This window comes from Nostoc sp. DSM 114160, from assembly GCF_053470305.1.
Genome location: NZ_JBPFGO010000003.1, coordinates 907909 through 932689, shown reverse-complemented (window position 1 = coordinate 932689; position 24781 = coordinate 907909). Strand labels below are relative to the sequence as shown.

Annotated in this window: 21 protein-coding genes and 3 pseudogenes; 5 read left to right on the top strand and 19 right to left on the bottom strand. The window is 42.2% G+C overall.

What is annotated here, in order from left to right:
- Positions 1-574: 574 nt before the first annotated feature.
- Positions 575-1327 carry a Mut7-C RNAse domain-containing protein gene (locus NSTCB13_RS29255; RefSeq protein WP_445632147.1) on the top strand — a complete coding sequence of 251 codons (753 nt, stop codon included), beginning with the start codon at positions 575-577 and terminating at the stop codon, positions 1325-1327.
- 4 nt (positions 1328-1331) lie between these two features.
- Here the strand turns inward: NSTCB13_RS29255 and NSTCB13_RS29250 are convergent, their stop codons facing one another.
- Positions 1332-1550 (bottom strand): hypothetical protein, encoded by a 219-nt coding sequence (locus tag NSTCB13_RS29250; protein ID WP_445626908.1) that lies wholly within the window; start codon positions 1548-1550, stop codon positions 1332-1334.
- A gap of 245 nt (positions 1551-1795) precedes the next feature.
- Here NSTCB13_RS29250 and NSTCB13_RS29245 point away from each other — a divergent pair, with 245 nt between their 5' ends.
- Both NSTCB13_RS29245 and NSTCB13_RS29240 read left to right on the top strand, forming a co-directional pair.
- A complete protein-coding gene (locus NSTCB13_RS29245; RefSeq protein WP_448274668.1) occupies positions 1796-2770 on the top strand; it encodes an ROK family protein in 975 nt (324 codons plus the stop codon).
- Positions 2771-2905: 135 nt separating this feature from the next.
- Entirely contained in the window at positions 2906-3547 is a 642-nt protein-coding gene (locus NSTCB13_RS29240) for an HAD family hydrolase (RefSeq protein WP_448274667.1), read from the top strand.
- A gap of 77 nt (positions 3548-3624) precedes the next feature.
- On the opposite strand, the gene NSTCB13_RS29235 is transcribed toward NSTCB13_RS29240, so the two are convergent.
- The 11 genes and pseudogenes from NSTCB13_RS29235 to NSTCB13_RS29185 form a co-directional block, all read right to left on the bottom strand.
- Positions 3625-4212, bottom strand: coding sequence for a Uma2 family endonuclease (locus NSTCB13_RS29235; protein ID WP_448274666.1), 588 nt, complete (start codon positions 4210-4212; stop codon positions 3625-3627).
- A gap of 51 nt (positions 4213-4263) precedes the next feature.
- Complete coding sequence (gene proB, locus NSTCB13_RS29230) at positions 4264-5373, bottom strand: glutamate 5-kinase (RefSeq protein ID WP_448274665.1); 1110 nt, start codon at positions 5371-5373, stop codon at positions 4264-4266.
- A 287-nt stretch (positions 5374-5660) separates the two neighbouring features.
- Positions 5661-6200 (bottom strand): YqeG family HAD IIIA-type phosphatase, encoded by a 540-nt coding sequence (locus tag NSTCB13_RS29225; RefSeq protein WP_448275034.1) that lies wholly within the window; start codon positions 6198-6200, stop codon positions 5661-5663.
- A gap of 272 nt (positions 6201-6472) precedes the next feature.
- Positions 6473-6826, bottom strand: coding sequence for a hypothetical protein (locus NSTCB13_RS29220; RefSeq protein WP_448274664.1), 354 nt, complete (start codon positions 6824-6826; stop codon positions 6473-6475).
- A gap of 407 nt (positions 6827-7233) precedes the next feature.
- Positions 7234-7806 carry a DUF3727 domain-containing protein gene (locus NSTCB13_RS29215; protein WP_322682818.1) on the bottom strand — a complete coding sequence of 191 codons (573 nt, stop codon included), beginning with the start codon at positions 7804-7806 and terminating at the stop codon, positions 7234-7236.
- Positions 7807-7952: 146 nt separating this feature from the next.
- Positions 7953-8450: a Holliday junction resolvase RuvX gene (ruvX, locus tag NSTCB13_RS29210; RefSeq protein WP_448274663.1), complete on the bottom strand. Its 498-nt coding sequence runs from the start codon at positions 8448-8450 to the stop codon at positions 7953-7955.
- A complete protein-coding gene (locus tag NSTCB13_RS29205; protein ID WP_445626914.1) occupies positions 8431-9687 on the bottom strand; it encodes a GNAT family N-acetyltransferase in 1257 nt (418 codons plus the stop codon). The genes ruvX and NSTCB13_RS29205 overlap by 20 nt, the downstream gene beginning before the upstream one ends.
- A 208-nt stretch (positions 9688-9895) precedes the next feature.
- Positions 9896-10102, bottom strand: a complete 207-nt coding sequence (locus tag NSTCB13_RS29200) for a hypothetical protein (protein ID WP_322690484.1) — start codon at positions 10100-10102, stop codon at positions 9896-9898.
- Positions 10103-10226: 124 nt separating this feature from the next.
- Positions 10227-10718 carry a hypothetical protein gene (locus tag NSTCB13_RS29195; RefSeq protein ID WP_445626915.1) on the bottom strand — a complete coding sequence of 164 codons (492 nt, stop codon included), beginning with the start codon at positions 10716-10718 and terminating at the stop codon, positions 10227-10229.
- Between the two features lie 242 nt (positions 10719-10960).
- Positions 10961-13103 (bottom strand): annotated as a pseudogene (locus tag NSTCB13_RS29190) (pentapeptide repeat-containing protein).
- A 291-nt stretch (positions 13104-13394) separates the two neighbouring features.
- Positions 13395-13733 carry a hypothetical protein gene (locus tag NSTCB13_RS29185; protein WP_445626917.1) on the bottom strand — a complete coding sequence of 113 codons (339 nt, stop codon included), beginning with the start codon at positions 13731-13733 and terminating at the stop codon, positions 13395-13397.
- A gap of 299 nt (positions 13734-14032) precedes the next feature.
- On the opposite strand from NSTCB13_RS29185, the gene NSTCB13_RS29180 reads away from it, so the two are divergent.
- Complete coding sequence (locus NSTCB13_RS29180) at positions 14033-14464, top strand: hypothetical protein (RefSeq protein WP_322694729.1); 432 nt, start codon at positions 14033-14035, stop codon at positions 14462-14464.
- Between the two features lie 42 nt (positions 14465-14506).
- Here NSTCB13_RS29180 and NSTCB13_RS29175 read toward each other — a convergent pair whose 3' ends face one another.
- The 6 genes and pseudogenes from NSTCB13_RS29175 to petB all read right to left on the bottom strand — a co-directional run bounded on the left by NSTCB13_RS29175 (position 14507) and on the right by petB (position 20181).
- Positions 14507-14878 carry a hypothetical protein gene (locus tag NSTCB13_RS29175; RefSeq protein ID WP_445626918.1) on the bottom strand — a complete coding sequence of 124 codons (372 nt, stop codon included), beginning with the start codon at positions 14876-14878 and terminating at the stop codon, positions 14507-14509.
- A gap of 84 nt (positions 14879-14962) precedes the next feature.
- Positions 14963-16144 carry a glycosyltransferase gene (locus NSTCB13_RS29170; protein WP_448274662.1) on the bottom strand — a complete coding sequence of 394 codons (1182 nt, stop codon included), beginning with the start codon at positions 16142-16144 and terminating at the stop codon, positions 14963-14965.
- Between the two features lie 10 nt (positions 16145-16154).
- A pseudogene (locus tag NSTCB13_RS29165) lies at positions 16155-17146 on the bottom strand (GDP-mannose 4,6-dehydratase).
- Between the two features lie 517 nt (positions 17147-17663).
- On the bottom strand, positions 17664-18107 hold the full coding sequence (locus NSTCB13_RS29160) for an ATP-binding protein (RefSeq protein ID WP_334720184.1): 444 nt from the start codon (positions 18105-18107) through the stop codon (positions 17664-17666).
- A gap of 688 nt (positions 18108-18795) precedes the next feature.
- Positions 18796-19279 (bottom strand): annotated as a pseudogene (petD, locus tag NSTCB13_RS29155) (cytochrome b6-f complex subunit IV).
- A gap of 254 nt (positions 19280-19533) precedes the next feature.
- The gene (gene petB / locus NSTCB13_RS29150; RefSeq protein WP_322675438.1) at positions 19534-20181 is read right to left on the bottom strand and encodes a cytochrome b6; all 648 of its coding nucleotides are present in this window, start codon (positions 20179-20181) and stop codon (positions 19534-19536) included.
- Between the two features lie 408 nt (positions 20182-20589).
- On the opposite strand from petB, the gene ctpA reads away from it, so the two are divergent.
- Positions 20590-21837 (top strand): carboxyl-terminal processing protease CtpA, encoded by a 1248-nt coding sequence (gene ctpA / locus NSTCB13_RS29145; RefSeq protein ID WP_445626921.1) that lies wholly within the window; start codon positions 20590-20592, stop codon positions 21835-21837.
- Between the two features lie 331 nt (positions 21838-22168).
- Here ctpA and NSTCB13_RS29140 read toward each other — a convergent pair whose 3' ends face one another.
- Positions 22169-24640 carry an ATP-binding protein gene (locus NSTCB13_RS29140; RefSeq protein ID WP_448275032.1) on the bottom strand — a complete coding sequence of 824 codons (2472 nt, stop codon included), beginning with the start codon at positions 24638-24640 and terminating at the stop codon, positions 22169-22171.
- Positions 24641-24781: the final 141 nt, after the last annotated feature.

The following is a 24781-nucleotide window of genomic DNA, read 5'->3' as shown; positions in this document are numbered from 1 at the left end:
CTGACAAATATATTCCTAAAGGGAGATGCGGAAACATTTAATAAACAGCGCTCGCTTTGGTAAGCCAATACTGTTTTCAGACTTCTTCCCCACTATCTGCTTTCAATTTATCTATCGAATTATCCATATTGCAAATAATTCTCAATAGCTTGAGAAAATAAAAAAAGTCAAACTAGGGGTAAATGCTTTACTTCCCCTTACTCCACCTGCGATAAGTTAATAATTAAAAGTAGTGACTAATTATTAGCACTGTCACTGACATTAACATTAACAAATTTGGTATTTAGCGTTTTACCTAATCTAACTTCCCGAAGTTTGTGTCAGGGTTTGATGATAGGCATCTGCTTTGACTGTAACTGAAGTCAATAAGAAATGCAAGTTTTTAAGATTCTTTATGACTTCTTTACAGTTTGTTGCCTCTAGGACATTGCTTAAATCAAGGTGAACAGGCATTTCATAGTAAGATAACCTACTACAACAAGCATTGATAGTTTCAATATAATAGATAAAGTTTTGCAATTGTGACAAATTGTTGCTAGTAAAGGCGCACTTACTAGTCCAAATATCTGTAGCTATGGCGATCGCATATTTCTACTTTCACGCAGAATTGAATCATTTTTTACCACGGCATCACAAACAGGTAAGAATCTCTCATGTGTTTGAGGAAAAAGCCTCTATTAAGGACATGATTGAGTCGTTGGGTGTCCCTCATCCAGAGGTAGATTCGATAAATGTTAATGGTGAATATGTAAATTTTTCTTACATAGTTTCTGATGGAGACACTATCAATGTTTATCCAATTTCAGCTAGGAATGTTATTATACCAAGCGTTTCTCTTCTGCCAAAACCACTCAGTATTGTCCGTTTTGTTGTAGATATTCATTTAGGGAAGCTGGCGACATCTTTACGACTTTTAGGTTTTGATACTTTATACCGCAATGACTACGAGGACGATAAATTAGCCCAAATATCGTACACTCAAGCGCGGATTCTCTTGACTCGTGATAAAGGTCTATTGATGCGTAGTTTGGTAACGTATGGGTATTACGTTAGAAACACTAACCCCGAACAACAAATCCTAGAAGTACTGCAACGCTTCGACTTGTTTGAATTAATCTCACCATTTAAACGGTGTTTGCGTTGCAATGGATTATTAGAACCTGTAGATAAGCAATCCATTATTGAACAAGTGCCAGAAAAGGTGCGATCGCAGATTGATGAATTCCAGCGTTGCCAAGACTGCGATCGCATTTATTGGAAAGGTTCGCATTATGAACGATTACAACAGTTTATTGATGGAGTACTCAACTCACAAAAACGTGAGTAACTATTTACCCAGCTGAAATATTCCCACTGATTATTTGACTACCCCCGATTCTGGGATCTTCATCTTCGCGATTCAAATCATCAGGAGTGGGATTTTGCTTACTCTCTCCACTCACTTCTTCTGGTTCAATGGGATCTGCCTCTTGAGTATCAATATCAAGAGAGTCAGGAGGTTCTTTGGCATGAGAGAAATCGATAAGTGGATTGGGTTGCTCAGTAGTCATAAGTTGCTAAATAATAGTGTAGTTTTTTCTAGTGTTAAATGTATCTTGAGTGCAAACATCTTTCTGAAGAAAGAAACTACTAGTACGCCAAGGTAACGCAAGCGGGGTAAAGGGGAAGGGAGAAAGGGGAAAGAAAGGTTTTTTATCCCTTACCCTTTTCCCTTTAACCTTTACCCAACCTCCACCTAACAATTTTGGGTTGACAGACTACTACGTTGTGTGATGGTGTAATAAAAGGTGAGTGAATGACATTAATTTTAGCTCTCGATTTTGGCGGAACCAAGCTGGCAGCAGCAACAGCTAATATCGGTTCGAGAAAGTGGTTGCGTTATGAACGTCGTCTCTCGCCAGTAGGTGCAGATGCTAGCACTGACTTGGAAATGATGCGATCGCTCATTTACTCTTTGCTGCAAGACACAAAACCTGCTGCGATCGGTATTAGCTTTGGCGGCCCGGTTGATGCTTCTACGGGGACGGTGCGATTATCTCATCATGTGGCTGGATGGGAAAATGTTCCTCTCAAAGCCTTATTGGAAGAAGAGTTTGGCGTTTCTGTTTGTGTAGACAACGATGCCAATATTGCGGCTTTGGGCGAACACCGTTTTGGTGCGGGACAGGGATACGATAGCCTATTTTACATCACTGTCAGCACTGGCGTGGGTGGCGGTTGGATACTTAACGGCCAGCCTTGGCGGGGTGCTGGTGGGATGGCTGGCGAAATTGGACATATCGTTGTCGATCCGGCTGGGCCACTTTGTTTGTGTGGGAAGCGAGGATGTGTAGAACGTTTGGCTTCGGGGCCTTATATGGCGCAAAATGCTAAGGAAATTTTGGAAAAGGAACCGCAGAGGCGCAAAGTACTTAGAGATGGAGAGATTTTGAGGAGTTTGGTGGGGGGTAATTTAACGTTGCTGACGGGACAGTTGGTAAGTGAGGCGGCGGCGGCTGGTGATGGTTTGGCGAAGGAAGTTTTACACAAGGCTGCTTGGGCGATGGGTGTGGGTATTGGCAATGTAGCAAATTTGATGAATCCGCAGCGCTTTGTGTTGGGGGGCGGTGTGACGAAAGCGGGGGAGGATTTTTGGCGGGTGGTGCGTCAGGTGGCGCGGGAGACGGCTTTGCCGGAAGTTGATTTTGAAATTGTGCCGGCGGTGCTGGGAGATGATGCGCCTTTATGGGGGGCGGTAGCGATCGCTTCTATGATAATCCCGAATTTGTAAGTGATATCATGTCCGCCTAATTAGTTATAATTCGCGTATCTGTGCAAAAACCAGGAAATCCTCTTTCCCCCTGCTCCCTTGCGGTCTTAATGATAAGTCTTTAACCAGACATGATATGAGTGAGGCGTGGGGCGCGTGCAAACAGAATTAGTTATTTTTGATTGTGATGGAGTGTTGGTAGACAGCGAAGAATTAGGCAATCGTGTTCTTGTGAAATTTGTCGCTGAGTTTGGACTTGCAATCAAACTTGAAGAAGCTATTTTGTTATTTAAGGGTTGCAAAATGGCTGATTGTGTTACTGTCATTGAGCATAGACTTGGAAAAAAGCTGCCGCAAGATTTTGTAACTCAGCTTCGTACCCGTACTGCTGAGACATTTGAGCGTGAACTACGTCCTGTAGAAGGAATAGAAGCAGCTTTAGACAAGATTAATCTACCTATTTGCGTTGCTTCCAGTGGCCCACCGGAAAAAATTAGGTTAGCTTTGCGTGTAACTAACCTACTGCCTCGATTTGAAGGACGTATCTTTAGCTCATATCAAATTGGAAGTTGGAAACCAGCACCTGACTTATTCTTATATGCGGCTAAAAATATGGGAATTCAAGCTGCATCTTGCACTGTTGTAGAAGATAGCGTTTTGGGTGTACGTGCGGGTGTTGCTGCCGGAATGAGAGTTTTAGGTTACACCGAGCAAAGTGAGGCTCATCTACTTGAGGCATCTGGAGCGCGTGTTTTTTATTCCATGCACCAACTGCCTTCTTTGTTGTCACATCATTAAACTTAATAATTATGAGTCTAATGTAAAAATTAACATTCTGAGCTATATAAAATATTTTCTCTCATTTAAATCTGCTATTACTGTTGAATGCCTTGACGAAACTCTCTAATAGCTTCCAAGGGGGACGATAACAAAGCACAACGATTAAGTAGGGATAAATCTAATTCTGCTAAAAACTCACTTTTAACAACTTTCTCATATTCTTGCTCTCGTAAGTAGTAAACTTCAATTGTGCCATCTTCCCAACACCAAACTTCCGGGACTTGCATTAATTTGTACTTCTGTAACTTTATGGGACTACCACTAGTAATCACTACTTCAATGCACAAGTCTGGTACAGGTTTGTTCGTTCCAAAGCAATAAGATAAATCTGCTTGATATTCAACTATCTTGGGAATAATCTGACTAAAACTACCACTGGGAAAAAATTCAATGCCTTTGACTTCAAAATAAATAATCAGCAGTGCAGCAATTAAACACTTAATCGCCTCATGAGGCTTACCAAGAGTCACTATTTCTAAGACTCCATCACAATAAAATAAGCGCACTCCTGAGACATTTTCAAAGCTAGCTTGAATTGCTTTAAACTGTTCCCAACTTAAACAATGTCGAAAGAAGTGTTGTTCTTCTGGTAAGTTAACAGCATTTTCTAACGTTTGAGTCATAATATTTTTACTCTCTCAGTTAGTAATCACAAAATTTATCTTATTTCCATTTTAAGTCAAAACCAAATTATCCCGATGAATCACGGTTTCTGCACCGGCATAGCCTAAAATTGCGGAAATTTCCCGCGAATGACGCCCAGAAATCTTTTGCAATTCATCGCTGTTATAATTCACAAGTCCTCTAGCAATTTCGTTACCATTCGTGTCACATAATTGCACAGCATCTTGTGTGCGAAACTCTCCTTCTACCGCCTTAATTCCAGCTGCTAATAACGATCTTCCTGCTAGAGAAATTGCCGCGATCGCACCTTCATCTAAATACAATTTACCCGCAGGTACAAGTCCGTAAGCTATCCAACGTTTACGCGCCGAAGTTGGTTCGGGTTGCGGTTCAAAATGCGTCCCAATCAGTTCGCCTTGGATAATTTTTTCGATATTCCGAGGAAATCGCCCTTGGGTAATTACGGTACGGACTCCCGCTGCGATCGCAATTCTCGCAGCCGAAATCTTTGTCACCATACCGCCAGTACCCCACTGAGAACCTTGGGAACCTGTTTGTATTTGTAATTGAGTTAATTCTTTAATGCTACTCACTAAAGCGATCGGCCGCGCATCTGGTACGGAACGCGGATCGGCTGAGTATAGCCGATCGACATCGGTGAGCAAAAATAGCCAATCTGCTTCTACTAAGCTGGCAACCAATGCCGAAAGGGTGTCATTATCACCAAATTTTAGTTCGTCTATGACTACGGTATCATTTTCATTAACTACAGGGATAACTCCCAGTCCTAATAGTTCTTGAAAAGTATTGTAGGCGTTGAGATAGCGGCTGCGCTGTACCAAGTCACTGCGAGTCAGTAATACTTGAGCGATCGCCTGTTGCAAGGTAGTAAATAAATCATCATATATCCGAATTAACCTACCTTGTCCAACTGCTGCTACAGCCTGTTTGAGTGCGATCGCTTTCGGACGTTCAGTTAAACCCAATCGCGCACAACCCACGCCGACAGCGCCAGAAGAAACCAAAATCACCCGATGTCCTTGGCGTCTTAAATGGCAAAGTGTTTCCGCCAAAGTAGCAATGGTAGAAAGTGCTAATTGTCCCGTTTCTGGTTGAGTTAAGCTGGAAGTACCGATTTTGATAACAATTGTTTTAGCCATTGGTCATTAGTCATTAATCATTGGTTATTAGTCATTGGTCATTAGTCATTGGTCATTAGTAACTGACGAATGACAAAGGACAAATGACAAAGGACAAATGACTAAAACAATTGTAAAGCGCCAATCCCTCTATAGTGAAGGTTGACGCTTTACGGAAGTATATTTACTTATTATGAGTTAGGATCTTTTTTGGCTGACCCCATGTTATTAATACTTATGATCCCCGATTTTTTGCTTCCAGTATGATTCCTTAACCATTTCTTTAGATTTACTTTCCTGACGATTTCTCAAGTTTTGTGAATCTTGGTTTTCTTGAGGGTAATAGAGGCTCCCAAAATTTCAGATATCCAAACTTCAAAGTTGCGGACGGGATGAGAGCGCAGAGCCGTGTCGGCATGAACAATTGGTTCGACTAAAATGGTAAACATTCCCAGGCGATTACCTGCGATGACATCGGTAAACAAGCGATCGCCTACCATCCCCACTTGATGCACCGGTAGATCCATTCCCCTCAGTGCGGCTCTAATTTTGCGTCGGGAAGGCTTGGCTGCACCCAAGTAGTAAGGTAAGTTGAGCGATCGCGCAATTCCACCAATTCGCGCTTCACTCAGGTTGTTACTCACTAAGCACAGTGCAGTACAGGTACGGATTTGCTCTACCCACTCTCGTAGTTCTGGGGAAGCTATTCCGACTGCAAAGGGTACTAAAGTTTCATCTACATCCAATACTAGCCCTTTAAGCCCGTATTTTTGGATAATATCTGGTGTTAGGTTCAACACTGAACCCTCTAAAATCAAATCAGGCTGTAAAAGATTGTTCCAGACCATAGTCAACAGTCAAATGTAGATAGCTAAGACAAATGAGCATAACCCAATATAGTTTAGTTAGTCGAACTCCATCCTGGAATGTCTCCCTGAACATTTTGAGATAAAATCCTTAAAATCTTATCTATTTTTTTGATGTAATAATTACTCAAATCAATAAATATATTTAGGAATCCGATTTGATTAATGAACATATTTGCGTGGGGAGGGAACTCTTAACAGGGAACAGGGAACAGGGAAAAGGGATTTAGAGATGTACTGAGTTTTTTCATAAATCAAATATGAGTCCTATTGTTTTCTTCTAACTTCAAAAACTTCCAAATATCGCCTTTTGTTAACGCACCATCAATTTTTCTAATTTCATTTCCTTCTTGTTGATTAAACAGAAGTGCTGCCAACATTGCGGCTGCACATCGACCTAATCCACCTTTAATATTTTCATTTTTGGCTTCAATAATAATCACCACTGGCACATTAATTGTTAGCTGCTCTTTAGAACGAGTCACGATCGAGTCACAGTATCCATTCACACCTTTTTCTGCATCTACATTAAAATATGTTCCCGAAAATAAGCTAATTGGATAACTCGCTCTGCGTCTTATCTCCAACAATATCGGAGTGATAATCATTTCTGAACGAACTTTTTCAGTATTAATTGCTAAAGCTAGTTCTGTAGTTTCTTCTAAAAAATTTTTGAGTTTCTCACTTGCCTGTAAAGGTTGTATGTCAGCACATAAATCAGTTTATTCATCAATGCGGATGCTGAATGACTTTTTAAATTTACTTAATGTAAAATCGCTATAAGTCATTTTCAGCACCTCATACCACTTTTAGATTTAGATAATGGAATTGAAAATCACGACCAAAATGCTTGTTCCATAATTTTAAACAATACTAATTGTCCCAATTTAGTGTCAATGTTTCATCGCTTCCACATTTTATAGGACATGGTAAAAGGTTTAGGTAGATTTTGATTACAATGAAAATTCCCAATTAAAAATTCAAAATGAAAATATTGCATTTTGAATTTTTAATCTTATTCCACTTCATTAAAAAGATGCTCTTCTAACAGAGGTTGCACTTTCCGAAACTCCTCTGGAGAAAGTAATTCTGGCTCACCTGTTTTTGTTATCCGTGCAAAAAACAACAGAGGATCTAGGGGTGTATAAATTGCATACTCCTGATCTTCTTCATAAAAGCTAGCAAGTAGCTGTAATTGTTCAGGCTCTAAATCTGCCTCTTCGTCTTCGATTTCTAAGGTGAAGAGTTCTGATTCTTCAACTGGTGGTAAATCACCTGCAACTGTCAAAGCATAAGCTGTGTTCTTCAGTACCAAGTTCTGCTCAGATAGTACAGCTTGGGCATTAGCAAAAATTTGCTCAATGATCGTGTCATCTTCTACCAGAACCGCTTCTTCTTCCTCACCATCACCTTCCCAAGAAAAAATTTCTACAGGTGAGTCTACAGGAAGAAGCAAAACGTATTCTTGTCCATCTACCTCTAGGGAATGCTCTATATAACAGTCGAGCGATCGCCCTTTGTCATCGGTTAAAGTGATGGAACCCGCATGAGCGTTATCATTTTCTTCAGGAAATGGAGAGGAAAACATAGCCGAAATGTAGAAATTTAATAAATACCAGCAAGTTTGAAAATCGCTTAACTATAGTGAATGACATATTATGATGTCAAACAAATAGCTTTATACGTAGATACAACTGCTGGCTAATCGTTTTCAGAATATCATGTTAAAAGGTATCAATATTCAATAGCCGCAATTGAGCTGCGAGAGTTGGCACGTTTAAGATCCAGCCATTGTTGCAAAATTAAAGCGGCTGCCTTGCGGTCAATTAAACCTTTATGGCGTGATGGGGAGCGGTTTTCAGCTATCAGCAGTTGCTCTGCTTGAAATGAAGTTAATCGCTCATCCATATATTCCACAGGCAAGTTTAGTGCTTTAGCAAGTCTTTTAGTAAATTTCTGAACTTGACGAGCCTGAAATCCTAGTGAGCCATCCATTGAATAAGGTAAGCCCATAACTAGAATTTGCACCTCACGTTCATTAACGATTTGTCGGATTTGCTCGATATCCCGTTCAAAAGATGTGCGTTCAATTGTAGCGATCCCCGTGGCAATTAAACCCGTGCGATCGCATCCAGCCACACCAATCCGCTTGCGACCAAAATCTAGTCCCAACGCTGAAATAAAAGGTTTTGGTTGCTCTTGGGATATCACACTAATTCTCCTGCTGTCCATCTGCTGATTCAGTAATCGGCGATGTTTCTATGCTAGGGTTTTTTACCGGAAAGTTAATCGGTTCTGGCTTGATTGGCAGTGGTTTATCTGAGGATGGCAGTTTCCCTGGTTGTATCCATGACATCCCACCTGGTATAGGTTTACGAGTTGGTTGTAAACCTTGCAGCATATCAGTCCATTGGATTCCTTCTAAGGAGACGAATTTTGACTCTCGTAGCTTGTGCCACACAGAGCGAGACATCACTAATGTATGTTCTATGCGTTTTGCTCCAATTCGCTCCAAATATTCTTCTCGCTCTGCCTGATAGTCTGAGGAGGCTAGTTGTAACCCTTGCTGAGGAAAATCTTGGGCAATACGAGCCAGTTGAGATAGTAATTCTGGATAAAGCCAGGTGTAAGCAGGATGAACTGTCAGCGTTGCAGCATGGGGAACTTCACCTTTGCGATCGAGTTGCACCTGAAAATAGCCGATCGCAGCTTTGCGTTGCGGTTCAAATACGTAACCACTGACTACTTCTGTTTTGGTCAGCCATTGCTTTACTGCATCAGTTAAAGCGCCAAACAAACTGGTTTTAAAGTCGCGGGTATTGCGGTCAAAAACCTGACGTACCAAAGGTGGCATCGATGCCGTATCCAGTTGATATAGCAACTGGGCATCAGCATTACTTATAGGTAAGAGGTTGGGCAAGTCTGGCTCTGCTTGTGCCAATTCAGCCAGTAATTCTGACCCAATTTCCCAGTATGTCATTTCTGCTAGACGCTGGAATCCATTTTGTCGATATAATGCCAGCGCCTCTATGTCATTGATATTAACTTCCAGTAACCAAGTCCGAGCTTCCAGAATCGATTCAAAGCAATGACGCAAAAGTGGCGAACCAATTCCTTGTTTATCAACACCACGCTCTAGCAACACTCGATCGATCCGCCAAGTGCTACGTGTGCGGTTAAAGGGTGACACTTGAATCATTCCTAAAAGTGTCCGCCCTTGCTCTGCAACAAAAGCACAAAGGCGATACTGTAGCGGGTTAGGAAACCAACTTAAAAATTTGAGTAATCCATACCAACGACGCAGCCTTTGCATCTGGCTGATGGCAAAACCTGCTCCCTTCGGAGTAAGGGCTGCTAATGACTCTTGAGTTATGCGCTCAATTCCGTCCAGATCCCGATATTGGACTGGTCGGATAATAACGCTGAGGTTTCTGGGAAGTAATGAAGTCATTTTTATTCGAGCCGCCATTTAGCCTTAACTAACTGCTCTTCAAAGGAAGGAACTGCTGCAATAATCTTAACTAGTTTCTGCTCTCTACTATTGTGCCAAAAGGGTGATTTTAGTAACTTAATACTTAAAAAGCAGAAAAAGCAGACCTTGTGAGAACACCATTGGCATTGACCCAACAACATCTGCCCTTATTTTATTTGAATTTTGATTAAAATTTGTATATATTTTATAACCCTTGCCGAGAAACTAGCTTTTCAAAGTTGGCTTGGGTTTGATGGAGTAATTGGTGGCGACTATCTACCAGTGTTTGCTTCAGCGTTGGAACAAGATTACGAGCTTGCAGAGTCATGTGAAGTTGCAAGTTGGCAACATATTCACTGAAATCTTGATTCATTTCATCTGCGCCCGCATCCGTTAATAAATTTGATTCCATTGCCACTGTGTTCTCCTGTGTTAATCCTGTGCTGTCTCTCTTCATGACCAAAAACTATCACGTTGTTTGGACTAACTTCTTAATTTGCAATGAAGTTTAACGCTTCTTAGGGATAACATGTCCCTTAAAATCTTAAACCAACGCCACCTTGTACGGAAATAGCTGTACCACTGCTATCTCGGTAGGCATCAAAAGCAATAATAGCATTGCCAAAAAGGACAGTATTGCTATTTGGGATCATATAATCAATACCCGGTTGTAAGGCAAAACTAATTTTGTCACCTACAGGAGAAGAATCACCACCACCAGCTAAAACTAATCCCGCACCCAAGTAGGCATCAGCTTGCCAGTTGAGGGGTAAATCGTAAGAAACCGTTGGTACAACAGCCGTATTACTACCAATTAACACTTGAGCGCGGAGTGAAATTGGTGCTTCCAAAAGCTTGTAGCGCCCCGCTATCACTCCCCCCAATTGGATACCATCGGTAAAACCAACAGTGGGGCCGATACCAATATAACTGCCATAAGCTACTTGAGCTTGTGCTGGTTTCGTACTCGCCAGACTCAAGATCAAACCAGCCCCTAAAACTGAAACCAAAGATGGAATATATTTCATAACCAACTCCTCACACCAATTTGTCATTAGTCATTTGTCACTTGTACTGAGTTTCGACTGCGCTCAACTACCGCGAAGTCGTTGGCGCAGCCTCTCGTAGAGAAGTATTTGTCATTGGGCATGGGGCATGGGGCATTGGCATAGGTTATTCTCCTTGTCCCCTTGTTTTTTTGTCCTTGATTTCCCTCATCTTCCCCTGCTCCCTGCTCCCTGCCCCTCTGCTCCTCTGCCTCCCTCTCATTCTACGGGCAACGGGGATGAATGCCTCCTTGAGTACAAATGTATGCTAATTGCTTGGCATCTAAATTTTTGGCTTGAGAAAAATCAACCCCTTGGACTACGGCAGATACTGAGCCTAAATCTGGGGTTTGGACAAATTGATCTGCTGGATCTTGTTTGCTAGGAGCGAGAATTGCTCCTTTAAAATCTGCTCCAGCAACGTTTGCCCCTCGTAAATCTGCAAGACTCAGGTCAGCATTTTGCAAGTTAACGTTTTCCATTTGGGCAGAACGTAAAACAGCACCAGTTAAACGAGTAGCGCTGAAGTTAGCATTGCTGAGATTAGCACGATCCAAATAAGCTCCTGATAAATCTGCCCCTTGCCAATCAGTGTTAATTAAGTTGGCAAAAGATAATTGCGTGCCGATCGCAGTGGCGCGACCTAAACGCGCTGCATACAGATTGGCTTCGTTCAATTTGGCATCGCCTAAATCAGCTCCAGTCAAGCTAGCTTTTTCTAAAACTGCGTTTCGCAGATCGGCTCCTACTAGTTGAGTGCTGTTGAGTTTAGCATCATATAGACGCGCATTGGATAAGTTGGCTCTGTTAAGAGTGGCACGACTCAAATCGATGCGGTTCATCAAGACGCGACTGAGGTTAGCATCAGTAAGATTAGCTTGCTGCAACTGAGCTTGGCTTAAATCAGCCATTACATCGTCGTAGGTATCCCAGCGTCCATCTTCACCTACACTCCGAAAGCGGGTACCCTTAAAGCTGGCTTGGTTAAGATTTGCAGATTTAAACTTAACTCCTGATAAATCAAGATTGTCCAGTACCAAGTTGAAGAAAGAACCTCCGGAAGTACCGCTTTGACCTAATTGGGTTCTACTAAGGTCAACACCGTCGATTTTTTTACCGCTATAAACAGAGAGAATCTTGTTGATTGTTCGTTGGTTTCTTTGTAACCGACCCTTGGCGTAATTCCCGCTCTTTGGTTGCAGTGCTACCTACAGATTCCAGTTCGCTCACCAAAAACTGATTCTTATTTTTGAGTTCTGGGATGGCTTGGGGCCCGACAGTTGTTAAAGCTTGTTGAATTGTATCCAGAAGGCTGGGGTCAGTTTCGCTAACTAATAAATCCGCCAGAAATTTAATGGATTGTGGGTCATTAAGACCACCCATAGCCAGAATTGCACTTTGGCGTTGCTCATTAGTTGCCCCAGAGTTGGGAGTCAATTGTTTGACAAGTTCGAGGAATTGTTGGCTGTTGATTTGCTTGGTTGCTCGTTGGGATTGTTGAATTTGGATATAAACTTGAGTACCGATTAAAGTTGCCAGCACAGCAGTCATACTCGTTAGCCCTACCCCAAACAAAGTCAGATTGGGATTTTGCTGTATTCGCCGCCACAAATTATGCGATTGGCTGGTTCGATCTGCCGCTAATTCTTCTCCCTCTTGCCATTCTGCTGCTTCTTCATTACCGTCAGCAGACTGAGCTTGTTTGTTGCTAGCTAAAACTGCATCAATTGTATAAGTACCTGCGAGTCGATCGTGGAGTGCGCGACGCCCCCGACGCGACGGTAAGCCAATCCCTTCACCCACAATCATTAATAAAGACAAAAATGTGAATAATCCTAAATTGGGAAAAGCAAAGCTGTAGCGCCACAGCAGATAGGCAATGGAAATGGGTACAGTCCAACGCCCAACTCCTTCTCTGATCGCAACTGCCCCCAATCCGGGCGGCTTCCCTTGCTCGTTGACAACCCGCACTTTTAACCAACGTTTAGGAATTGTGCTACCAGTCTTAGCTAATAAATACAATTGCCACCACGAGAGAGTTACAGGCGCTAACAAGGCGATTGTCCACAAAATATTAGTCGGCCATGCTACGTTACGGATGCCATAGCTCACAGGTAGAGCTAGGGGTCTGGCGATCGCTCTTTCTGTGACTACCAGCACGGGGTTAAGCGGTACTCGGTTCAGATCGCTTCTAGAATTGGCATAGACACCAAGGCCGAAGGGAATCAACCCACTAGTCACCACTAGTGTAATTTCAGCCGCCCAAGCAGCAAAACGCCTACTTCCTAGTAGCAGCGAATTGGCTCTTTCCGATTTTTTTGACTGACCAGATTGATTACTAGTTCTTCTGACAATTGGTGACGTCATCGTATAATTTCCTTTGATATTATTTCTACGCCGCGATCGGCACAATTAAAATAGACTAAGCTCGTCAGCAAAAAGAAAAGCATATTGAAATAGGATTTAGGAGTTATGCAGCAGAATTCAGGAGTCTGAATAAGCTGCGCTAACAGAAATCAAATAGGCTTTATACCTAGTTTTGACACTTAGCTTGTGTACTTCAACTTCCTGGAAATCCTCTGTAAGTCAGAAGCCGTTTTTATTTCGGCTCCTGACTTTCATAACTTTGGGCAGAGTGCAAAGTAAATGCATATCAACTTATTGCTTACGTTGAAAGCTACCAGACACAAAAAATTTGTATCCAACATACACTAACACTGCCAAAAGTGCCAGACTGATTATAGATGCAACTAGTTTAAAAACTGCTTGCAGCATCGCCAAGCCTACTAGCACCGTCACACCTGAAACTACCAGCTTTTTTGCCCCAGATAAGCTGTTGAACCAAATCTGAAATCGCTCTAGTTGCAAGTTGAAGCTGGCAAAAATAGACTGAGGCGTTTGTTTTTGTTCTTGTGAAACCACCCCAGGCGGGGAATTAATCTCTGCCTCTAGCTGATTGAGACGACGCTGTAAGTCTTCTTCTGGTTGAGGATTCATCAATCTTTCCTAACTCATTAGCATACTTATTCAACAATAGACTAACCAAATTCTATTTTTGGTGGTTGTCTTTGTGATTTTAGCTAATGTCTGTGGATGCAAGACCTTTCAGGCATCAATTGTAGAGACGTTGCAATGCAACCTCTCTACATACACCTATCAAATCTTCACAAATAATCCTTAACTGACTAGTATTACTTTATACGGCAGCTTTTGGAACCAAGAGGAATTGCTGTCGTCTATATAAATCGGACTGTATAACAATATTGCTCTAAAAAAAATCTGGAGCATTCATTAAAATGAAGACTCTGAGGCTACTTGCAATTATTCCCACAGCTTTGGCGATGAGTTTGGCTTTCACTGAGGCTAATTTGGCACAGACACCAACAATTCAAATTGGTCGGAATTTCCAACCAGATCCACTGGTTTTGAAGGGAAAGTCTGGGGGAACTGTCAAAAGTAATTGTGGCAATATTACCACTGAACCTAGTCAAGTTATCCAAGTTACAGAGTCACTACCTTATTTACGATTAACAGTAGAGAGTCAAGGAAAGCCAACACTCCTGATCGACGGGCCTGGAGGGCGCTTTTGTGTATTAGCAGATAGTTACTCTGGAGGTAAGTCAGAACTTTCTGGTTATTGGCAGGCAGGAAAATACTCGCTGTATGTGGGCGAACTATCCCAGCAACAGTATACTTACAACCTCTCAATCTCACAAAAAAATAAATAGTCATTAGTCATTTATACTTTGCTAATGACTAACGATCCTTGACTATTCTTCCAGTGATTTAGCGGGAACTTCGACAGCAGTGACATCAATTGTGCCTTCTGGTGTGAAGCGCTGAAAATGACTATTTTGCACTAACAGTAATTCCTTACAATTAGGACATTGCAACTGAGTGTTATTTAAACCTGTAAATTCATATCCACAAACGGGACATCGATCGGCAACCAAGTTGCGTTGCAGCCACCAACGAAAGCCAAAAAAAGCCACAATAGGTGCTAACAACAGTAACCCGAAAATAATTAGCAGTGAATTAACTAACCAACCCAAGCCCACTGATGCCAGCAGCCAAAAAACTGCCAGCAGGGTGAGCCAAGGGCGGAGATTTAAAAGATTCAATTGAAATGACTTAAAGCTCATTTTTAATAAATTTCGTCCTGCTCTCCTTCTAGGATAGCGATTTTAGTCATTAGTTATGAGTTATCGATCGTTTGTCATTTGGACTCAAATGGACTTTATTACTGAGGATAGCAGCATTTTGTGTAAGTGCTGTTGAAAGGCATTGATGCCAAACAGAGCGATCGCCTGTTCTCTTAGCCACTCTCCATCACATCGCTGGTCATTCCCTTGAAGCATTTCTATACAAGCTGCTGCTACAGCATCAGGATTGCGGTGTGGAACTCGCCATCCCAGTTTACCATCTTGCAAGGGGTCAGCGGAGCCATCATCGTCACCAGATAACACCGGCACTCCACAAGCCATTGCTTCTAGATAAACTATGCCAAAGCCTTCTTGCGACGGCATAATATAGGCGTCAGCAAGCCGATAATGTTCCATTAATTCTTCTGTGGCAACGAAACCAGCAAACACGACGCGATCGCTCACACCTAAATATGCAGCAAGTTTAGCCAATCGCGGTTGGTCATCGCCGCGACCAATTACCAAATATTTCACTTCTGGGAAAACTTCAGCGATTTGTGGTAATGCCCGAATGGTGACATCTACACCCTTGTAAATATCTCCTGACCATAACCGCGCTACTGTCATTAACACTTTCGCGCCAGTTAAGCCATACTTCTGGATTAATTCTGGTTGTTTGGAGCCAGGAGTAAATTTATCCGCATCAATTGCACAAGGCAGCATCTGTACCATGTTTGGGTTTAGACTATTGGCAACACAAGCGCGATCGCGGCTGTAGCGACTAATTGTCCAAATTCTCTCTGCTGATACCAGGGCACGACGTTCCTGATTTTTCAACGGTTCCCAGACTTCTTTGCCGTAAGTTAGCACGGTGTAAGGAATCCCCAAGGGCTGGCAAAGTGTTTGGATTAATACTGCTAAGTTAATGTGACCGCAGAAAACCTGCTGCGGACGGCTCTGCAACAGACATTTCAGTAAAGCTGCTGCCATTTGCAATCTCCCCAAATAGGGAGACTGATTTTTAAAGTAATGAAATTTTAAGTTCTCGTCTTCAAACGGATTTAAGCTATCAGCGCTATCTCGCAGCAAAAATACTTCTGCTTTGTAGTCTTGACCCAATCCCAAATAGGCGCGAAAAATATCTTTTATATACGATTGAATACCACCTTCGTGAGCAAAAATTTCTAAAAACACGAAGACATGGTTAGTTTGTTTATTAACTTTATTACCTAAATTCAGGTTTTTTGTCACTGTAGTGATGTGCATTTTAAATTATTTATACTCGCGGTAAGGGCGCGATGGCACCGCTTTGTAACCGCTCTAAATCTGTTTTTACCATTTTTTCTAAAAGTTCCTCAAAGCTTACTTGGGGTTCCCAGCCGAGGTTTCTTTTAGCTTTACTGGGGTTAGCTACTAGTTGAAAATGCTCATCTTGTCGCAAAAAGTTAGTATTTAAAACTACATACTGCTTCCAATCCAAGCCGACAGACTCAAAGGCTGTGGCAACTAAATCTCTCACACTGTGTAGTTTACCAGTGCCAATCACATATTCTTCTGGCCGATCAATTTGCAACATTAGCCACATTGCCTCTACATAATCACCTGCAAAGCCCCAATCACGTTTGGCATCCAGATTACCCATTTCTAAGGTGTTAGTTAAACCCAATTTAATTGATGCAGCTGCCAAAGAAACTTTGCGTGTGACAAACTGAGGTGCGCGTAGAGGAGACTCGTGATTATATAAAATTCCGCTACAGGCAAATAGTCCATAGCGCTGTCTATGATGCACCATCGTCCAGTGAGCGTGCATTTTAGCCGCAGCATAAGGATTTTTGGGACGAAAAGCGGTTTCCTCATCTTGAGGCGAGAGGAATACATCGCCAAACATTTCTGAACTGCTGGCTTGATAAAATCTCGTAGACAAACCAACTTTTCGTACTGCTTCCAAGAGCCTAGTAGCTGTACCAGTTATTAAATCCAAAGTTCCCAATGGGGGTCGTTCCAAGAGTCGGGTACAAAACTGGGAGCCGCCAAATTGTAAATTTCTTGGGGACGCAGTTGTTCAACTGCGGTCAACAGTGCTGCACTATCCCTCAAGTCAACTGTAAAAATTTCTACTTGATTTGCCAGTATTCCCAGTTTTGTCAAATTAGGTTGTCGATGTGGGGATACTAATCCGACAACTCGATAACCACGGTTGAGGAGCAAATGGCTGAGATAGTAGCCATCTTGACCAGTAATTCCTGTAATTAGGGCTGTCTTAGTCATAATATTTTGTTCCCCTATTGTGTCTATCTCTTTAATCACGAAATGGCACTTGTTGGAGAACAAACATTAATACTCTCAACACTGCTGACAAATCTTAACAAAGCAGCTAGTGTAGCTCGAATGCTATTTTTACTATATTCACTAGTTCTTTTTATACAAAAGCTTTACTGAAAACTTTACAAAAAAATCATAATAACGATCGGTAATTTCACGTAAAAAATATATTTCTCCAATTTAAATAACATTGAAAAAGAAGTATACTTTTATCAATCAAATAACAATGTATTTTAACAAAAACCGCTTCTGTTTGAAAGTTTGTAGCTCAAATTGAGGCAAAGTCTTCATTAGCTTGATGACGGCTATATGGAAGTTTTATTTGTTTGCCTCCTATTACAAGAGAGTATTGTAGAGAAGAAAAACCCTCGTTTTTTGTCGAGACTCCTTCCCTACGCCCCACTTTGCTCACAAGCCAAAATTGACATCAGAATTATTCTTTCTTTTAGCCTTGACTTCACTGTTACTTTTGTGCTTCTACAGAGTACTTGACAATGAGTAGGCAATTTCTACCATCCGCACCACGTTCGTATACAACCTTGTCAGCCAACCGCCGGAGGAGAAACCATCCATACCCACCTACTTGCAGAGTACCTGGGGCTGGCTCTGCGATCGCATCAGGATTGAAAGGTTTTCCATAATCCCAAATTCTAATCTCTAGTCGGTCAATCCACAGATAAACGTTAATCTCAATGGTTGTTTCTGGCGGTAAAGCATGATGAGCATGACGAACAGCATTGGTAAAGCCTTCTGCTAATGCTAAATTGAGGCGATCGAGTTGGGTTTTTGACCAGCCAAGTTGAGACAAGTGTTGCAGACAAAATTGCTCAAACCATTCTTGCACTTGGTTTAAGAGCCTGAGTTCGCTCTTAACCGTCAGATGGTCTTGCTGCACTATACTAAGCATTAACTGTGAGTTGAATATAAGTAAACCCAAGTTGCTAGTTATTAAATTCTGCGCTGTTCGCAAAATTTCTCTGACATAAAAAAATCTAAATTGATATATTCTATGTACCAAAATACAAAACATGAATGATTTTGGCATTGACGAGGGTTGTAACTAGCAACTTACGTTAAGTAAGTCAGAAATGTTTGTATTTGTTGACTTTTGATGATTTGAGATTTGGGAATAGCTTTTCTATCCAAAACTGCAAATCCCAGAAGCAATCTGAACGATTGAAGAAGAATACAGAATAAAGAATTCAGAATGGGCTAAACCTTAGCTATCCGCTAACAGAAGGAAATCAGTGAGGGATACACTGCGGGATTTGGCTACAAATCCAACACTATCTTGTTGAGCACTAAAAAAAGCATATTTTAGTGGGGAACTTAAACCCATTTATGCAGACACTATCTATAAGACGCTATGCATAACTTGCTTTCCTGTAAGATACACGGATTCACTTTGGGTGGCGTTATCCGCTTTTTCGTTCACGTTTTAATTCTGTTAGCTCTCTTCGGGGCGTTTAGCCCATTCTGGCTTCTGAATTCTGAATTCTTTACTGTTAAAATTGACGCCTGTTGATTGTTTTCAAAAGCACATCTGCATCTGCTCTTGAAACTCACAGGCGTCAAAGAACTTTGTGGTGACTAATTTAGAATAGTCCCAAGGTCAAAGATTTATCCAATGGCAAAGCAGCACCAATACCCAGCCACAAGGTGACAAGGGTACCAAAGAGGAATACTGTGGTTGCGACTGGACGACGGAAGGGGTTTTGGAACTTATTCACGTTCTCAATAAAGGGAACGAGGATTAGACCTACTGGTACAGAACCCATTGCTAACACTCCTAAAAGTTTGTTAGGAAGCGATCGCAAAATTTGGAAGACTGGATACAAGTACCACTCTGGCAAAATTTCCAATGGTGTGGCAAAAGGATTTGCTGGTTCACCTGTCATTGCGGGATCTAGCACGGCTAGAGCCACAATCGCAGCGAAGGAACCCATGATCACAATTGGAAAGACGTAAAGTAAGTCATTTGGCCAAGCGGGTTCACCATAGTAGTTGTGACCCCATGCCTTTAGCGAGTTTGGCTCTTAACTGAGGATCGCTCAGGTCAGGTTTTTTTTGTGTTGACATTTTGAAATGTGCTCTCCTGCTTAAGTTAAATTAAAGCATTTGTGAAAGCTATCAGCTACTAGGCAACCAAAAGGCAGGAAACAGCGTTTCTATATCTACAGTCATCCGCCTGAAGTTTTCTATAGCTTTACGCTCCAGATACAAGTATTGGTTTTTTGGAACTTATGTGCAATTAATTTCTTGTGTTTCATAAGTTTAAAACAAACAACTCGATCTGAAAACTGACAAATGTTGCCTTTCACTAATAGCTGAGATTACAAAGGCCCGGAAATGCCTTGCTTGCGGATCATTAAGAAGTGAAACAGCATGAATACTGCAATCAACCAAGGCAGTACAAATGTGTGTGCGCTGTAGTAACGAGTTAGTGTTGCTTGACCAACACTGGAACCACCGCGCAATAGGTCGGAAATCAGAACTCCAACCACAGGAATTGCTTCTGGTACGCCGCTAACGATTTTCACAGCCCAGTAGCCAACTTGATCCCAAGGTAGAGAATAGCCGGTAACTCCGAAGGAAACGGTAATCACAGCAAGGATCACACCACTTACCCAGGTCAATTCGCGGGGCTTTTTGAAACCACCAGTGAGATAAACCCGGAAGACGTGCAAAATCATCATCAACACCATCATGCTGGCAGACCAGCGATGGATGGAGCGAATTAGCCAACCGAAGTTTACGTCAGTCATGATGTACTGGACTGAGGAAAAAGCTTCAGTAACTGTTGGTCTGTAGTAGAACGTCATGGCAAATCCAGTAGCAAACTGGATGAGAAAACAAACCAAGGTAATTCCACCCAGGCAGTAAAAGATGTTGACGTGGGGAGGGACGTACTTGCTAGTAACGTCTTCGGCGAGTGCCTGAATTTCCAGGCGTTCCTCAAACCAGTCGTAAACGTTAGCCATACAATCTCAAGTTCCTAAAAGTCGGTTGCGGTTGATAAATCCCGAAGTTCTGAATCGGCAGAAGCCTTCGCTCAGACTTCTCTCCCAATTAACAATTTTGGGATTTTAGTAAAGAGGAGTTTTTTTTCTTTGCTTTTTAGCTTTCAGTGTGCTAAGAGACTTCAGAAACTTTACACTCTGTAAAGATGGAATATATTGCGATCTCTTTACGCCCCTACACACAAAATGGTGGACACAAAGTAGATTTTATCCTTTGGTGAGTGGATACGATGCATCAGTTGACTGAACAACTTGATGAGAAAAATGCACCACTTCTATAAAAAAAGTAACATAATCGAGAGATAGATTTCATCAACAACAGAGGAAGTGGGCATTATCTAGGCAATTTGGGTTGAGGTGGAATTGATAATGGGGTTCATGAATAAACAAGTCTTTCGGGTTGGATTTTCATTGTTAATGGCGGTTTGCTTGGCGTTGGGTACGCTCACTCAGCCATCGCTGGCTTTGACTGGAGAACAAAAGCTGGTTTCGGAAGTTTGGCGAATTGTTAATCGTACTTATCTAGATGAGACATTTAATCATCAAAACTGGGCGGCTGTGCGGCAAAAGGTTCTGGAAAAACCACTGCCAGATTCAAATGCCAGTTATGAGGCAATTGGGAAGATGCTCAAGAGCCTCGACGATCCTTTTACCCGCTTTTTAGATCCAGAACAGTACCGCAGCTTGCAGGTCAATACTTCTGGGGAGCTGACTGGGGTAGGATTGCAAATTGCCTTGAATTCTGAGAATGGGAAGTTAGAAGTAGTGGCTCCCATCGCCGGTTCACCGGCAGATAAAGCGGGGATTCGACCACGCGATCGCATTCTCAAAATTGAAGGTGTTTCCACAGAAAATCTCACCCTTGATGAAGCTGCTACCAGAATGCGCGGGCCCAGTGGCAGCCTTGTGACTCTCGTAATCGAACGGGACGGAGAAGCAGAAACGGAAATTAGACTGACACGCGATCGCATTGCCCTTAACCCTGTGGTTTCAGATTTGCGTGTTTCTGCTGAGGGTACACCCATTGGCTACCTACGTCTTACACAATTTAATGCCAACGCTTCAACAGAGTTGGCACACGCTATTTCTAGTCTAGAAAAAAAAGGCGCTGCTGCCTACATTCTAGATTTACGAAATAATCCTGGGGGATTATTGCAATCAGGAATTGAAATTGCCCGTCTCTGGTTAGATTCTGGCACTATTGTTTACACTGTTAACCGACAAGGTATTCAAGGTAGTTTTGAAGCCTTTGGGCCAGCCCTGACGAAAGATCCTCTGGTGATTTTGGTAAATCAAGGAACTGCCAGTGCCAGTGAGATTCTTGCTGGCGCACTCCAAGATAACGGTCGTGCCCAGTTGGTAGGCGAAACTACCTTTGGCAAGGGATTAATTCAATCCTTGTTTGAATTATCAGATGGTTCGGGTTTAGCAGTCACAATTGCTAAGTATGAAACTCCTGAACACCGGGATATTAACAAACTAGGTATTAAGCCAGATAAAGTTATTTCCCAACCAGCCATTAACCGCGAAGAAATTGGTACTGAAGCGGATCTGCAATATCAAGCCGCTGTGGAACTTTTGAAGAAAAACTCTGTGGTAGCTGCTGGAAAAGCGTAAAAAGTTTGGAGTTAGGAATTTGCCTTCCTGGGGTCGCAATCCAATACTTTTCGGGTAAAGCATTTTTAACTCGGAATCGGGTTTGGGGAAAAGGGTACTGGGTTTGGGTTAAAGGTTTTTTCTTTCCCTTTTCCCTCGCCCCTTATCCCCTTCTTGGGGCCCCACCTTCCCCTTTTCCCCAAAACCTGAGAAGTATTGGGGTCGCAATCTTGTCAGTCCTTTTTCGTTTATGCCAACAATGGTAGCTGAATCACAAATTCAGTTCCTTCGCCAAGTTTAGAATTCACTTGGATCGCTTTGCCATGTTTTTCTAGAATAATTTGACTAAAAATTATACTGGAATTTCAATGATAAATTCTGTTCCCTGACCCAGAACTGAGTTAAAATGCAATTTTCCGTTGTGGGTTTCTTCGACGATTTGTCGAGCGATCGCAAGTCCTAATCCTGTGCCTTTACCGACAGCTTTTGTCGTAAATAAATGGTCAAACATTTTTTGTTTTACTTCTTCCTCTATACCCTTACCATTATCAGCAATTGTAATTTTAACTAAATTATTTTCTACTGTAGTGGTAATTGTAATGCTGTTTGGATTTGCTTTAATTTCGTCAAAGCTTCGACCAATATTCGATTCCTCCAAGGCATCAATAGCATTTGCTAATAGATTCATAAATACTTGATTTAGTTGTCCAGGGAAACACTCAATTTGAGGTAAAGTGGCGTATTCAGTTATCACTTCAATTGCTGGACGTTGCTCGTTAGCCTTGAGACGATGTTTCAAAATTAAAATCGTGCTATCGATGCCTTGGTGAATATTAAATGGTACTTTATAATCTTTATCGGCACGCGAGAAAGTTCGTAAACTGGTGCTGATATTTTTCAGGCGATCGCACGCCATCGACATGGCATCAATCATCTTAGGCAAGTCTTCTAAGCTATAATCCAAGTCGATTTCTTCGGCATGGTCTTTGATTTCATCACTTGCATTGAGTAAGCTTGATTGATAAAGTTTTAAGTGTTCAATTACATCAGTAAGGGTAGGTTTAGCTTGTTTGAGACTGGCAGCAATAAAACCGAGAGGATTATTCATTTCGTGAGCGACACCAGCAACTAAATTCCCTAGTGCAGACATTTTCTCACTTTGCACCATTTGTAATTGGGTGTTTTGCAAATCGGTTAGCGCTTGTTCTAAGTCAAATGATTTTTGCTGCAAGGCAAGTTCAGCAAGTTTGCGTTCGGCTTCAAGCCGCGCCCTTTCGCTAATATCTCGCATCACAACTACTGCACCGAGTTTGTTACCTGAAGCATCGAAGATTGCTTGTCCGCTAGCTAACAAAATTCTGCTAGAACCATGCTTCGGCGCAATTACCATTTCCGCATTTTCGACGATTTCTCCTTGCAAGGCGCGAAATAAAGGAATTTCCGTGGTTGATAGAGGTGTTTGACCATCAGGTTGATAGAGATCGAAGTGTTCTGCCCATTGTTCTGCTGGTAATGATTCTACTGGTACACCATGAAATTCACGAGTTGCTTTGTTAAATAGAGTCAATTTGCCACTTGCATCGCAAACAACAATTCCATCGGTAATATTGTGAATGATGGCATTCAAAAACTCTCGTTCTTTGGCTAGAGATAGTTCAGCCTCTTTGCCATTGCTAATATCAATTACTACCCCATCCCAAATGATTGCCCCATCGGCTTGTCGCTCTGGCCGAGAAGCAGATTGAATCCATTTTACGGTTCCTGAAGGCAAGATAATCCGCCATTCTTCCTCAAATGGTGTAAGATTTTCAGCTGAGTAGGCGAGCGCTTGGGCAAGAGCCGGGCGATCGTCAGGATGATTCATAGCGTAAAGGCTATGCGTCCCTGCCATTACCAACTCTGGCTCTAACTCATATAAGTCGAGACAGCCAGAACTAACGTAGGGTGTTGAAGTTGAACCATCCACCTCCAGACGAAATTGGTACACCATGCCAGGAATATTATTTGCCAAATTTTGGAAGCGGATTTCACTAGCCTGCAATTTTGCTAGAGATTGTGCCAACTGTTGCGCATAGTTCTGAGAGTTTTGGTAAATTCGGGCATTTTCCAGAGAAATTGCGGCTTGGGCACAAAGTAAGTTCAGCAGTTCGACGCGATCGCTTGTAAAGGCTCCGGTTGCCAAATTATTTTCCAGGTACAATATGCCCAACAACTTACCCTGATTCAAAATTGGGCTACACAAGATACTCTTGGGTTGCTGTTGTTGAATATACGGGTCATTGATTAATTGCGGATGCACCGTAGCATCAGTAATTACTGCTGGTTGTAAATTGCGTTTGACGTTATTAATTAAGCCAACTGGTACATCAACTGAGTCTTCAACAGGCTGTGGGTTGAATAACATCGGGTAAAAATCCACTTTGGCAGCTTGGTTCTGTAGACTGCTCAAGGAAAGTTGTGCTAAAGCCTGAACTAGCAACCGCTCTGATTGCAAAAGCATGAATACACATTTATCGGCTCCAGCATTTTCAATGACGATATGCAGCAAAGCTGAAAGCAGTTTTTCGAGTTCGATTTCCCGAGAAAGAGTTTGGGAAGCTTTGAGAATGGTAGCTAAATCTAAAGCAACAGAGACGCTGCTACTATTGGAAGTGGCGGAACTGGTGGAGGTGAGACTCTCCAAGGTGAAGATAGTTTCGTTAGTTGAGAGGGGAGAACGGGTTTGCTCTAAGATGGGGGCGAGGAGTTGGGGATAGCGTCGTTCCAAGTCAGCGACTTTGGCTTTAGCGCCCCAACGAGCATAGCCATAGTAGGCTTGGGTCATATATGACTGAGCAATGCGCTCTTTGTGCCAATTGAGGTAGAATTTAGCTGCCAGTTCATTGGCTAGTGCTTCTTCTTGGGTATAGCCGTGTTCTTTAGCTAGAGTTATGGCGCGATCGTACAAATCTATTGCCTCTGATTT